Source organism: Cytobacillus oceanisediminis, from assembly GCF_004366035.1.
In the GTDB taxonomy this organism is placed as follows: domain Bacteria; phylum Bacillota; class Bacilli; order Bacillales; family Cytobacillaceae; genus Cytobacillus; species Cytobacillus oceanisediminis_C.
The window spans coordinates 382,344-394,700 of the sequence record NZ_SOEE01000002.1 but is presented as its reverse complement, the minus strand read 5'-3'; the positions used below and the strand labels follow the sequence as shown (position 1 = coordinate 394,700).

Sequence of the window (12,357 nt, the reverse complement as noted above, 5' to 3'; positions counted from 1 at the left end):
CAGGTCCTTTTTTTAGGCAGATCATCGATATGAGGGGAATACACCCTAAAGAGAAAGCCAGGGAAAAGCGGCTGCTCTGCCTGGCAATAATGGTAGTTAACCTACCTGCAAACCGAAGTCAGTCGCAATACGGGCAAGTCCTCCCTGATAGCCTGAACCAACGGCAGAGAATTTCCATTCGCCATTATGACGGTATAATTCACCTACAACAATGGCAGTTTCAATGGAGAAATCTTCTCCTAAATCATAACGGATTAATTCTTCATTTGTTTCTTCATTAATGATTCTTGCAAATGCATTTGAAACCTGGCCAAAGTTTTGGCCGCGGCCTTCCCCATCATGGATCGTAATGACAAAAGAAATCTTCTCAATGGAGGCAGGAACAGCACTAAGGTTAACTTTTACCTGCTCGTCATCGCCATCGCCCTCACCTGTTCTGTTATCACCTGTATGCAGGACTGACCCATCGCCGCCTTCAAGCTGGTTGTAGAAAATAAAATCTTTATCAGAGGCACATTTGCCATTTGCATCTAATAAAAACACACTGGCATCAAGGTCGAAATCCAAGCCTCCATCATATTTATTTGTATCCCAGCCGAGTCCTACTATTACTTTAGACAACCCGGGGTTAGTTTTGGTTAAATCAATTTTTTGCCCTTTCGATAAAGAAATACCCAACTTCATCCATCCTTTCAAGTTCAATAATTTTAAGAGAGGTATCGCATATTTGCGACTAAAAACTATGTACCCTTTAAGTGTAAACGTTTCAAAAGAAATCGTAAACCGATTTGCCATTGTGCTGGGAAAAAAGTTTCATTCCTGCCTAATATCCTGATGGATAATTCTGTCCCTTCCCTTTTTGCCTGTCATTCTTTATAATATCTTGTTGGATAGCTGGTATTAGAAAGGGGGAGAAGGCGTATGGCCGAACTAAAACAGCTGATTTTCTTTGATTTTGAAATGCTATGCAGCAAAAAAGGTATACTTTTTGAAGATATGGAGGCCATTCGCCTCGGTGCTGTAAAAGTTGAACTTGAAACAGGTATGGTTACTGGATTTGACAGGTTCATTCGTCCGCAGCAGGACTCGCCGCTAAGTCCATTCTGCAAAGAATTGACGGGGATATCCGACTCTGATTTAAAAACAGCGGATGACTTTTCTGAGGTGTTTAAAGATTTTCTCTTTTGGGTCGGCGGAGTTAAAAAAGCAAGATTCTATTCCTGGTCGACCAGTGATCTCTTAAGATTAAAAGCCGATGCTTTAAGGCATAATCTCCCCCAAGCTACAATCGATAAGATTACCAAAAGATATGTCGATTTTCAGGCTGTTTTCACAAAAAGAGCTTCACGGACTGCAGCTTCAGTTGAAAAAGCATTGTCTTTCTATGAGCTTTCTTTTATCGGAGAACCCCATCATCCCATGTACGACGCCTTTAATACTTTACGGATATATCAGTCATTTGAAGAACAAAATGTAAAGACCGATTTTATTATGCTGCAGCAGTTTATATTTCAGGAAGCTGAACTTCCTCCTATTGAAAGGCTCAACAAGGAACTTAAGAATATTTTCCAAAAAGACTTGATAGAATTCTATTCCCAATTAAATGATGCTTTTCGTATGAAAGATGCTTGGAAATTGATAAAGAAAACTAAAAAGCTTGTTGAAAAATATGAGAATATCCTTCTCAGCCGTTCAGGCATTTTTGATGAAGAATTGATCTCCAACGTTCAGGAATTAACCATTTTTTATCAGGAACTTCAAACAGCTTATAAAGATCATTGTTCATACACATCAAAAATTATGATTCTGCATGAACAAATGGTTGAACCGCTGCTGAAAATATGCGGATAAAAATGAGGTGACAAAACAGTTGCCTCTTATTTTTATGTCTCCAATTTATAATGATCCAGCAGCCTTTGCAATGCTGAAGAACGTTTAGCTTGGTATTCTTCGCATTTTCAGAGATAATAACAGTGCGAAAAAAATTAGGAGATGATACTTATGGATAGAGTGCAGATGGCAGAGGATCTGTCGTTTTCAAGAATCGTACATGGTCTATGGAGACTATCTGACTGGAAATTTTCTGATGAAGAATTAATCACCTTAATAGAAAGGTGTTTGGAACTGGGAATAACGACATTTGATCATGCCGATATATATGGAAGCTATACATGTGAAAGCCTGTTTGGAAGGGCTCTTGAGAAAAAGCCTGAGCTCCGCGGAAAAATGGAGATTGTAACGAAATGCGGGATTGTACTCCAGTCACCAAACCGCCCTGAGCATAAATCCCATCATTACAATACCGGAAAAAAACATATTATTGCTTCGGTTGAGAAGTCTTTGCAAAGTCTGAAAACAGATTACATAGATACCTTGCTCATTCATCGTCCTGATCCTTTTATGGATCCGGAAGAAGTTGCTGAGGCATTCTCAGGTTTAAAGGCTGCCGGCAAGGTAAGGCATTTTGGAGTCTCCAATTTTAAAAGCCATCAATTTACGATGCTTCAGTCATACCTTGATTTGGATCTGATTACAAATCAAATTGAACTTTCTGCCTATCATCTGGAGAACTATGAGGATGGCACACTAAATCTGTGCATGGAAAAAAGAATTGCTCCGATGGCCTGGTCCCCATTGGCCGGAGGCAAAATTTTCAGCGGCACTGAAGAAAAATCGGCACGCCTCAAAGCAGCATTACAAAAAGTCGCAGAGGAAATCGGGGCAAGTGATATTGATGAAGTATTATTTGCCTGGCTCTTAAATCATCCTGCCCGAATCATGCCAATTGTCGGTTCCGGCAAGATTGAAAGAATTGAACGTGCAGCCGGTTCATTAACCTACAAACTTAACAGGGACCAGTGGTTTGAAATTCTTCAAAGTTCAATGGGGCATGATGTGCCCTAGTATATACAAACAGCCCTATTCCAAATCAAATAGGGCTGTTTGCTGCGCATTTATTGGAAAACGCTGTTGAAAGCAGGAGCAGATAGTTCCACTTCTTCAAAAACTTTAGTCATTGAATTGATATATTCCTCTTTAAATGGCTCTGCTTCCGCCATATCCTCGGACCCTGCTTTTACAAGTTCAGCTTTTTTAGCATAGTATTGAGAAAGGCTATCAACCGCTGCCTCTATATCCTTAGTGTAGTCTGTTAATTCTTCTGGTACAGACACGGCTTTCGCTTCCTTTTCAAAAGCTGCAGCTGCTTCAGCTGGATCCTGACCTTCAGCGGTCAAGTTTGCATCTGTGTTTCGAATTACTTTTGTCACTTCTCCCTGATAGCTTAGCAGAGCGGAGCGCATTTCTTTCCCTTCATCGGCGGCCTCAGTCGTCTCAGCTGCGGACTCTTCCTTTTCTTCCCCTTTAGAAGCCTCTTCGTTTGAGCATGCTCCAAGTATTAGTGTCAGTACAGCTGCAGAAAGCAAGAAAGATAATTTCTTCATGTGATGGTCCTCTCCTTCTTTTTGTTTTAGAGGTAGTTTTGGTTGACTCCCTAAGTAGTCAGATCCTTGACATTGCCTGCCAATTTACTGACAATTAATAATTTACCTATTTTTTCAATTTTTTGCAACACTTTTATTACGATTTACGAAATTTCTATGATCCAGAGCATCATCCTAACGATGCTTTCAGTATCAAATTTGAAATGTTTAGGCTTTTATAGGATAGTGCCCATCCCTCTCAAAAAGGGCTGGCATAGGCTGTTAAAAAAAGTGAAAACTGAGGAGTGTTCCTATGGCCAAACAATCAAATGAGGATGGAAACCCTAAGCTTTACCTAAGCCATTCAGACACTGTTTCCAATCAGGGTACTTATCGTCTGAACTTTCTCCAGGAAGTTTTGAAAGAACAGCAAACTGTTAATACCCGTATTTCCGAAACATATGAAAATATGAAAAATCAGCTCGATGATTCCTTTTCCGACATGAGTAAACTTGTAAAAAAAGCAGCTGGTAAACAAAATAATCATATTGAGCATTTGACAGCTAAGCTTGAAAAGCAGGATGCGTATATGATAAGTTTCCTGGAAATGATGAACCAGCGCGAGAAGGAAAATGATACTTTGAATAAAAGGCTGGCTGCATTGGAGGAAATAAATAAAGCAATTATGGAAACTCTTGAAAATGAAGAGCCGGTAAATCAGAAGATACTTGAACAAGTATCTTTCCAGGAAGCGGCAACTCAGGCACTTTGCCGGAAGTTTGATAAATTTGACGCTTTTACTGAGGAAGCTGTTTCAAATTTTAAAGCCCAGGAAGAAATGAAAACAGAATTAAGCAAGAAGCTTGATGTACAGGAAGTATTTCATAATACCGTAATGGAACGTATAGAGCAGCAGTTCTCTGCATTTTCGGAGGAAAAGGCAGAGAATTATGGAATACAGGAGCAAATGAAAGAAGAAATAAATAAAAACTTTAGTTTACAGGAAGTTTATCATAAAAAGGTTATGGAACGTTTAGAGCAGCAGTTTGCAGCATTTTCAGAGGAAGCTGAGAAAAAATTAATTACACAGGAGCAAATGAAAGAAGAATTAAACATGAAGCTTGGTGTACAGGAACAGGCCAGTAAGTCGATAATGGAACGCTTAAACCGGCAGGAAGCAATCACAGAAAAAATCAGCAGGCAATTAGACAATCTTAAGTCGGTTGTTTACGAGCGGGCCTCCCACCTCTCTGAACGCTTTGAAAAAAGCTTTAAACAGCTGGCAAAACCAGTCCATAGTTTCTTTGTACATCAGGAGGAAAAAGCAAGAGGAAATAATGACAAAGAGTAAAGAAAAGAAGGCACCTGGAAAGGTGCCTTCTTTCTAGTATTAATCTAGAATCGTAACTTTAACTGTTTTTCTGCCGAAATTGATTGCGTCTTCCTGAGAAGGCATGAAGATATCAATCTTGTTGCCTTTAATGGCTCCTCCAGTATCACCCGCTACAGCATTACCATAACCTTCAACATGGACTTTAGTTCCCAGTGGTATCACATTGGGATCCACAGAGATTACTTTTTGATTCGGATCCTCTTTTAAATTGATCCCTGTAGCAGTGACTCCTGAGCATCCTTCACAATCGGCTGTATAGGCTGTTGCTTCCATATTAAGCACATTTTGAGCTGTTTCATTATTTGCAGTTTCCGCGGGTGTTTCTGCTTCAGCCTGGGCAGCAGGCTGTGCTTCCGCTTCAGGCTTGACTGGCTCAGGTGCAGGTTTTGTTTCCGCCGCAGGTTTGGCTGGCTCTGGTTCTGGATTTGACTTTGCTGGTTTTGCTTCTGGTGCCGGCTGTGTTTCTTTTGCTGCTGGCTGTTCAGAATTTTGCACAGGAGCTGAAACTGTCTCTGCAGGCTTTTCTGATTTTGCTGGAGAAGCCTTAACCGCAGCAACTGCTGCATTAACAGCTTTAGCATTCGGATAAAGGATTAATTCCTTGTCCGGCAGAATTAAATCAGAGCTTAAGTTGTTCCATTCTTTGATTGCCTCTGCTGTGACGTTATGTTCTCTTGCTATATCCCAAAGTGTATCGCCTTTTGATACTATGTATTTCTTTTCCGGATATACATTAAGTACATCATCTGGATGAATGATATGAGAAGACAACCCATTCCATTCTTTTATCATCTCAACTGGTGTATTATATGTTTGGGAAAAATCCCAGAGAGTATCGCCTTTTTTTACTGTCACTTCTTCTGCTTGTACATTAGCACCTGCTGTTCCGGTAATTGCCGCAGCAGCTACAAAAGATAAAATTGATTTTTTCATGTTGTTAAAACCTCCCGTATAGCTTGTTTTTAGCTAACGGGGTTAATAATAACATGGAATCTTTACTAAAAAAGAACAAACAGATAATAATCCCGTTACGCATATAACAGAACGATAACAAACACATTTCAGAGGTGAAGGCATAATTAAGCCAAATTCATGTTTTTCCTTGATATCATGGGAATCTCTCCAATGTTATGATGTTTTTCCTATATATTGGAAAATCAATTATTAAACAGGACAGGAATTAATTTCTAACATAAAAGCCAATTCTTTTGGGATTGGCTATGCAGATTTCGCAGGCAGAACAATATTGAATGTGGTACCTTTATTTAATTCACTCTCGATAAACACTTTTCCGTTATGGCTTTCGATAATTTTAAAGCTGACCATCAGGCCTAAGCCGTTTCCATTCTTTTTAGTTGTAAAAAAAGGTTCTCCGATTTTTTTCAGTTTTTCCTGCGGGATTCCTATCCCTGTATCCTGTATAGCAATTTGAACCTGGTTATTTATAATACTAGCTCTAACGGTGATGTCCCCTCCATCAGGCATCGCTTCAATTCCATTTTTGATAAAATTAAGAAAGACTTGTTTTAACCGATTTTCGTCACATTCAATTTGAATGATATCCTGTTGGTATTCGAAACCAATTTTCACGTCTCTTTTTCGGGCTTCAAATTCCAAAAAAGAAACCACATTTTTAATAATAGGTATGATATCTCTTTCTTCCAGTTCTGCGGCTTTCGGCTTAGCGAGAACCATAAAATCTTCAACTATATTATTTACCCGGTCAATTTCATCCAAAATGATGCTTAAGTACTCCTGCCGCTCTTCATGTGTCTCATCCAGCTGCAGGAATTCTGTATATCCTTTCATGGTTGTGAGCGGATTGCGGATTTCATGGGCAACCCCTGCAGCAAGCTGGCCCACTGCTGCCAGTTTATCCTGCTGATGCAAAACTTCTTCAGTTTTTTTCCTCTCTGTTATATCGTTTCTTATTGATAAGTATTGATAAGGTTTTCCGTTTGCGTTCAGGAACGGCACAATCGTAGTATGAACCCAGTAATAAGATCCGTCTTTTGCTTTATTTCGTATTTCCCCCTTCCAGACTTCTCCCTGGGCAATTGCTTTCCATAGGTTCTTAAAGAATTCTTTTGAATGAAGTCCTGAATTTAAGATGGAGTGATTCTGTCCTATCAGTTCTTCCCTGCTGTACTGGGAGATTTCACAAAACTTCTCATTTACATTGGTTATTGTTCCTTTTTCATCTGTAAAGGCAATAATGGAAGACTGATTAAGCGCAAATTTAACATCGTTTACCTCTTTCAGGGAATGTTTAAGGCTGGCTTCAGCTGATTTCAATGCCGATATATCTGTTCGGATGGAAACATACTGATAGGGTTTATTCTTTTTATTGAGAAAGGGGACAATTGTAGTTTCAACCCAATAAAAGCTTCCGTCTTTTGCTTTATTTCGTATTTCCCCCTTCCATATTTCCCCTGATTTAATTGTTTTCCATAGATTTTGAAAAAATTCCGGAGGATGAAAACCCGAATTTAAGATATTGTGATTTTTGCCAATCAGTTCATGTTCTTCATATTTAGATATCTCAACAAATTTGTCATTCACATAAGTGATAATGCCCTTTGGATCTGTAATAGCCACTATAGATGATTCATCAAGTGCAGCCTTAATATCATGTAAATGGGTATCACTTGCTTCAAGCCGCTTGCTGATTAAAGTGCTTGAAGCAATGAGCCCCCCCAGGATAAGAATCCCTGCAAAAAATACTAGATAAATTAGAGAAGTTTCTGGCGAGCTTCCCTTGCTAATTTCGCCTTTTGAATACAATGATGACGATCTGATCAGCAGAAAATAACCCTCCACAATGGCCCCGGTGAAAATGAGTGCACTTAAGGGCTTGATCCAGATAGGTCTGGAGTACGAAAGACTTTTCGAATAAAAGAGCATCCATAGTGAAAATAAAAAAGAAACAAAAATGATTAGTGCTGAAATGAGAAATATGATAGGGCCAAACTGCACATTCATCCCCACAGCAAACATTCCTGTTACATGGGTAGATAGGACTGCCATAGTTAAAAAGAAGCTTCGCGCAATTAGATTGCCTGTCTTTAGCTCGCGTTCGATTACTGTATTAAATGCCATACCGGTAAACGAAATGCCAAAAATCATGGACAATAAGGTGAGCGGAATATTATAACTTCCTGAAGCATTTATGTTGATGGCGACCATGCCAATAAAGTTCATAATCCAAATCCCGATTCCAAGGGAAAAAGTTCCGCCTAAGAACAAGAATTTCTGGTTTCTGTCAGATGATTTAATCAATGTAAATAAATCTAATGCTGTATAGGAAGCCATAATGGTCAGTAAAACCGCTACAAATATTAATATTGGATTAAAAGATACACTTATTTCAGTCATCGCAGGCATTTAGCCTCCTCATTATTACTTTAAATATGATTGTAATGGAATCATTGCAGCCTTGGAAGGGGCTCGGCGAAATAAAATCAGAAGTTCATTAGAACAGATAGAGCTTTTGCCGTATTAGCTAGAAATTATTAGATTTTACCGCATGCATCCGACTCCCTCCAATGGATATCCCCTTGTCCTGTCCAATTGGGTGCGACTTCGGACTCTTTTCTTCGATATTCGGCTTCTCCTGTCCGAATGGGGCCCGACATCGGACTCGCTCCTCTGGAATTCGGCTTAGCCTGTCCGAATGCGAACCAACTTCGGACTCCTTCCTTCATTTCCCTCTATCCTAATGCAAACCAAATTCCTATTTAGCACCAATAAATATAATAAATAAAATTTTTAAAAAATTTAATCCAAACACTTCACATTTCATTTTGTTTGGTATATACTGTACTACAACAGATGGAAACAAAATAAACTGTATTATAAAAAGGAGGAAAATTCATGATCAAAAGTCCAGTTGAATTTTTTAGAACTCTTCCCAAAAAGGTTTGCCCGGAGTGCGGCCAAACAGTCAAGGAACAGGCCGAATCTTATCTAATGGAATGTGATCGGTGTCTTTCAAAAAAAATGGAATAGTACATCCAGCGGAAGGCGTCATGCCCTCCGCTTTTTTTTACTCCTATATGTCACCATTTCCACTAAAAAGGTACCTTCAGCTGTTACAGTACAGTAAATTTAAAATGTTTGAAAAGTCTATAAATTTATTAGGCCTTCCTGTATAATTGTCCCATAATCTCTATATTTAGAGAATCGAAATAGGAGGGATCGTTAAATGGTACAAACTGCAGTAACCCGATTAAGGCGTGTTGAGGTACCGGAAGATCGAACATGGAAAGTGGAGGATTTATTTGCTTTAGAGGAAGATTGGCATAAAGAAATGAGAAGTATAGATGAAGATCTTGCTGTTTTTGAGCAGTACAGGGGAAAGCTCCATGAAGGCCCGCAAATATTACTGGGCTGCCTTTCCGCTCAGGAAAAGCTCTCCATCCGTTTGGGTCATGCTGGAACGTATGCTAGCTTGCGTCAGTCGGAGGATGGAACGAATCCGGACAATCAGGCAAATTCATCCATACTTGCATCTTTAAGAGCAAAAGCAGCCTCCGCTCTTTCGTTTATTGATTCTGAGTTAATGTCCTTACCTGAAGGCACGATTGAAACATACATAGACGATGAAAGCGGCCTGGAGCCTTTCAGAAAACAGCTGACAGATCTTCTTGAATCAAAGAAGCACAGGCTTTCTCCAGAGACGGAAGAAGCCCTGGCAGCATTGGGCGAAGTACTTGGAGCTCCGTATAATATGTATCAGGCCGCAAAACTTGCTGACATGCCATTTTCCTCTTTTAATGACAGTGAAGGAAACGATTTGCCAAACTCTTTTGCTCTTTACGAAGATCGTTATGAGTTTTCGTCAGACACTGCCATTAGAAGGAATGCCTATGCCTCATTTACAGATTCACTGGAAAACTATAAGAATACATTTGCCTCTGCCTATTCTGCCGAGGTGAAAAAGCAGGTAACATTTGCAAAGCTGAGAAAATACAGTTCAGTCACACAAATGCTCCTGGATTCCCAGCATGTTACAGAGGAAATGTACAACAATCAGCTGAATATTATCCAAAAAGAGCTTGCCCCCCATATGCGCAGATATGCTCAGTTAAAGAGAAAAGTTCTTGGATTGGATAAGATGCTTTTTTGTGACCTGAAGGCGCCTCTTGATCCGGAGTTCAATCCTGAAACAACCTTTGAAGAAGCATCAAAAGTCATATTAGAGGCTCTCAAAGTAATGGGACCAGAGTATACGGATATAATGAAGAAAGGCTTGACTGAACGCTGGGTTGATTTGGCTGACAATGTAGGGAAATCTACAGGTGCATTTTGTTCAAGTCCATATGGATCACATCCTTTCATCCTGATTACATGGACAGACACAATGCGCGGTGCTTTTGTTCTTGCTCATGAGCTTGGGCATGCGGGTCATTTCTATTTGGCTAATAAATATCAGCGTATAATGAATACCCGCCCTTCAACCTACTTTGTAGAAGCTCCATCAACGCTTAACGAATTGCTGCTCGGACAGCATTTAATGGCAGGCACTGAGGATAAGAGAATGAAGCGCTGGGTAATTCTTCAGCTGCTTGGAACTTATTATCACAACTTTGTCACACACCTTCTCGAGGGAGAATATCAGCGAAGAATATATAATCTTGCTGATCGAGGGATTCCGTTAACGGCAAAAACACTTTCAGATCAAAAGATGGAAACACTTGCTGAATTCTGGGGTGATACGGTTGAACTGGATGATAAGGCGGCTTTAACCTGGATGAGACAGCCTCATTATTACATGGGACTCTATCCATATACTTATTCAGCTGGTTTGACTGCTTCCACTGCTATGGCACAGAGCATTCAAGAGGAAGGCCAGCCTGCCATTGACCGCTGGCTTGATGTTTTAAAAGCTGGTGGAACGAAAAAGCCGATCGATCTCCTCAAGAGTGCAGGCATTGATATGTCTAAGCCAGATCCAATCCGGAAAGCCGTAAGCTATGTGGGGATGTTGGTGGATGAATTGGAAAACAGCTACTTGTAGCAAAAAAAGCCCCTCCGTTTACCGGAGGGGCTTTTTAGGTTAAATATACTACTCATTATCATTCATTTGATCTCTGGCTTTATAGAAATAATCAAATTATACGAGGATCAGTAACCTCTAAGCAAATCCCAAAATTTATGGAGGTGAATATTTGATAACATTGCCAATGTTATGATAACGTTACAGGTATATTAATTGGCTTCAAGGCACGGGTCTTCTCTATATAAATGAAACCGTCATATCTGAGTGAGACTTTTGTAGGCACATAATTCCCGTACTGTTCATATTCAGGGTTATATACGACTCCGATGGCTCGCTGACCGATAGATTCATTAAATAATTCCCTGTTATCATCAGTGAACAACAAAATCTTATCACCCGGGCCTGCCTTTTGAAGTGCATCCTCCCAGCTCCCTGCCTGTGCTGGAGGCACTTCCATAACCTGCATCTCATCCCCCCATTGTTCCGAAGCTATAACGGTACCTGAGTGAGTGCCAAACCCGAGTGCGAAAATCTGATCTTCCCCATATTTCTCGCGAAGGATTTGCCCAACGTTAACTAGCCCCTCTTCTTTCATATCTGTTGCTCTTGCATCTCCAATATGAGTATTGTGTTCCCATACGATTACCTTGGCATTTTCTCCGTAATATTTGGAGACCGCCTCTATGGCACTTACCATGTGATGATCCCTAATATTCCAGTCATCAGGCCCGCCTTTTACCATTGCTCGATAATAGTTTTCTGCATTTACGGCAACAAGGCTATTCAGCATAAGGTTTAGTGATTCTTCTTCGCAGTTCCTGGTATGCTCCCACTTATTTTTTATTTTAAGTAAAAGATCGGCTACTTCTTTTTCACATCCTTCCCCATATAAGGCCGCAGAAACTGCATAATTTTCAGGTGTCCGATGAAAAGGCTCAAAGCAGGCAAATGCTTTTTTAGCAGCTTCCAGCTCTGCAGCTTCCTTTGTCTCCAGAAGGTTTATTATTCCATCCATGGATTCCCATAAGCTATATATATCGATGCCATAGAAACCCGCCTTTCGGCTGTGTTCATCTATTAGCTGATTGTGATTATAAAGCCAGGTTATTAGATCTTTAATTTCCTCATTTGCCCACATCCATGTCGGCCACCTGTTAAAATTTTTGAGTGTTTCAAGGGGATCCAGAGGTACATAACCTTTAACATATCTGTTAATGGTAAAGCAGGAAGGCCAGTCTCCTTCTACAGCGATACAGTTGAACCCTTTTTGTTCAATTAGTCTTTTTGATATTTCTGCTCTTACTGTATAAAATTCTGATGTACCATGAGAAGCTTCCCCCAATAAAACAAATTTCGCTTTCCCGGCAGCTTGAATAATTCGGTCGAGCCCAGATGAATCGCTGAAAGAGAATGCTTCATTCTGAATATTTGATATCAAGTCTTTATTTTCTTCGATTTTTATCACCCCATTTAAAACCTATATAGTTACTCTGCCCATTTGAATTAGGATTAATATGGTTGAATATAAGACCAATGCGGAG

Annotated in this window: 11 protein-coding genes; 5 read left to right on the top strand and 6 right to left on the bottom strand. The window is 40.0% G+C overall.

Going from position 1 to position 12,357, the window contains the following annotated elements; all coding sequences use genetic code 11:
* Window positions 1–96: 96 nt before the first annotated feature.
* Window positions 97–678, bottom strand: coding sequence for a TerD family protein (locus tag DFO72_RS06270; protein WP_113880895.1), 582 nt, complete (start codon window positions 676–678; stop codon window positions 97–99).
* A gap of 243 nt (window positions 679–921) precedes the next feature.
* Between DFO72_RS06270 and DFO72_RS06265 the strand changes: the two genes are divergently transcribed.
* Together DFO72_RS06265 and DFO72_RS06260 are read left to right on the top strand one after the other, a co-directional pair.
* Complete coding sequence (locus tag DFO72_RS06265; protein WP_113880896.1) at window positions 922–1,851, top strand: 3'-5' exonuclease; 930 nt, start codon at window positions 922–924, stop codon at window positions 1,849–1,851.
* Window positions 1,852–2,001: 150 nt separating this feature from the next.
* Window positions 2,002–2,904 carry an aldo/keto reductase gene (locus tag DFO72_RS06260; protein ID WP_113880897.1) on the top strand — a complete coding sequence of 301 codons (903 nt, stop codon included), beginning with the start codon at window positions 2,002–2,004 and terminating at the stop codon, window positions 2,902–2,904.
* Window positions 2,905–2,954: 50 nt separating this feature from the next.
* Here DFO72_RS06260 and DFO72_RS06255 read toward each other — a convergent pair whose 3' ends face one another.
* Window positions 2,955–3,443 carry a hypothetical protein gene (locus DFO72_RS06255; RefSeq protein WP_113880898.1) on the bottom strand — a complete coding sequence of 163 codons (489 nt, stop codon included), beginning with the start codon at window positions 3,441–3,443 and terminating at the stop codon, window positions 2,955–2,957.
* Window positions 3,444–3,735: 292 nt separating this feature from the next.
* On the opposite strand from DFO72_RS06255, the gene DFO72_RS06250 reads away from it, so the two are divergent.
* Window positions 3,736–4,773: a hypothetical protein gene (locus DFO72_RS06250; RefSeq protein WP_113880899.1), complete on the top strand. Its 1,038-nt coding sequence runs from the start codon at window positions 3,736–3,738 to the stop codon at window positions 4,771–4,773.
* 39 nt (window positions 4,774–4,812) lie between these two features.
* Here DFO72_RS06250 and DFO72_RS06245 read toward each other — a convergent pair whose 3' ends face one another.
* From DFO72_RS06245 to DFO72_RS06235, 3 genes are all read right to left on the bottom strand, one after another.
* Window positions 4,813–5,748 carry a 3D domain-containing protein gene (locus tag DFO72_RS06245; protein ID WP_113880900.1) on the bottom strand — a complete coding sequence of 312 codons (936 nt, stop codon included), beginning with the start codon at window positions 5,746–5,748 and terminating at the stop codon, window positions 4,813–4,815.
* 285 nt (window positions 5,749–6,033) lie between these two features.
* On the bottom strand, window positions 6,034–8,190 hold the full coding sequence (locus tag DFO72_RS06240) for a PAS domain S-box protein (protein WP_113881224.1): 2,157 nt from the start codon (window positions 8,188–8,190) through the stop codon (window positions 6,034–6,036).
* Window positions 8,191–8,327: 137 nt separating this feature from the next.
* Entirely contained in the window at window positions 8,328–8,519 is a 192-nt protein-coding gene (locus tag DFO72_RS06235) for a hypothetical protein (RefSeq protein ID WP_113880901.1), read from the bottom strand.
* 169 nt (window positions 8,520–8,688) lie between these two features.
* Between DFO72_RS06235 and yhfH the strand changes: the two genes are divergently transcribed.
* Window positions 8,689–8,823, top strand: coding sequence for a protein YhfH (gene yhfH / locus DFO72_RS06230; protein ID WP_009334590.1), 135 nt, complete (start codon window positions 8,689–8,691; stop codon window positions 8,821–8,823).
* Between the two features lie 196 nt (window positions 8,824–9,019).
* The gene (gene pepF / locus DFO72_RS06225; RefSeq protein WP_113880902.1) at window positions 9,020–10,834 is read left to right on the top strand and encodes an oligoendopeptidase F; all 1,815 of its coding nucleotides are present in this window, start codon (window positions 9,020–9,022) and stop codon (window positions 10,832–10,834) included.
* 169 nt (window positions 10,835–11,003) lie between these two features.
* Here pepF and DFO72_RS06220 read toward each other — a convergent pair whose 3' ends face one another.
* A complete protein-coding gene (locus DFO72_RS06220; protein ID WP_113880903.1) occupies window positions 11,004–12,281 on the bottom strand; it encodes an erythromycin esterase family protein in 1,278 nt (425 codons plus the stop codon).
* Window positions 12,282–12,357 lie beyond the last annotated feature (76 nt).

What these genes read in the sequence shown, in the direction of transcription:
- DFO72_RS06250 (WP_113880899.1), top strand. Translation starts at nt 3,736, where the DNA reads ATGGCCAAACAATCAAATGAGGATGGAAACCCTAAGCTTTACCTAAGC.
- DFO72_RS06240 (WP_113881224.1), bottom strand. Translation starts at nt 8,190, where the DNA reads ATGACTGAAATAAGTGTATCTTTTAATCCAATATTAATATTTGTAGCG.
- yhfH (WP_009334590.1), top strand. Translation starts at nt 8,689, where the DNA reads ATGATCAAAAGTCCAGTTGAATTTTTTAGAACTCTTCCCAAAAAGGTT.
- DFO72_RS06235 (WP_113880901.1), bottom strand. Translation starts at nt 8,519, where the DNA reads ATGAAGGAAGGAGTCCGAAGTTGGTTCGCATTCGGACAGGCTAAGCCG.
- DFO72_RS06245 (WP_113880900.1), bottom strand. Translation starts at nt 5,748, where the DNA reads ATGAAAAAATCAATTTTATCTTTTGTAGCTGCTGCGGCAATTACCGGA.
- DFO72_RS06265 (WP_113880896.1), top strand. Translation starts at nt 922, where the DNA reads ATGGCCGAACTAAAACAGCTGATTTTCTTTGATTTTGAAATGCTATGC.
- DFO72_RS06255 (WP_113880898.1), bottom strand. Translation starts at nt 3,443, where the DNA reads ATGAAGAAATTATCTTTCTTGCTTTCTGCAGCTGTACTGACACTAATA.
- pepF (WP_113880902.1), top strand. Translation starts at nt 9,020, where the DNA reads ATGGTACAAACTGCAGTAACCCGATTAAGGCGTGTTGAGGTACCGGAA.
- DFO72_RS06260 (WP_113880897.1), top strand. Translation starts at nt 2,002, where the DNA reads ATGGATAGAGTGCAGATGGCAGAGGATCTGTCGTTTTCAAGAATCGTA.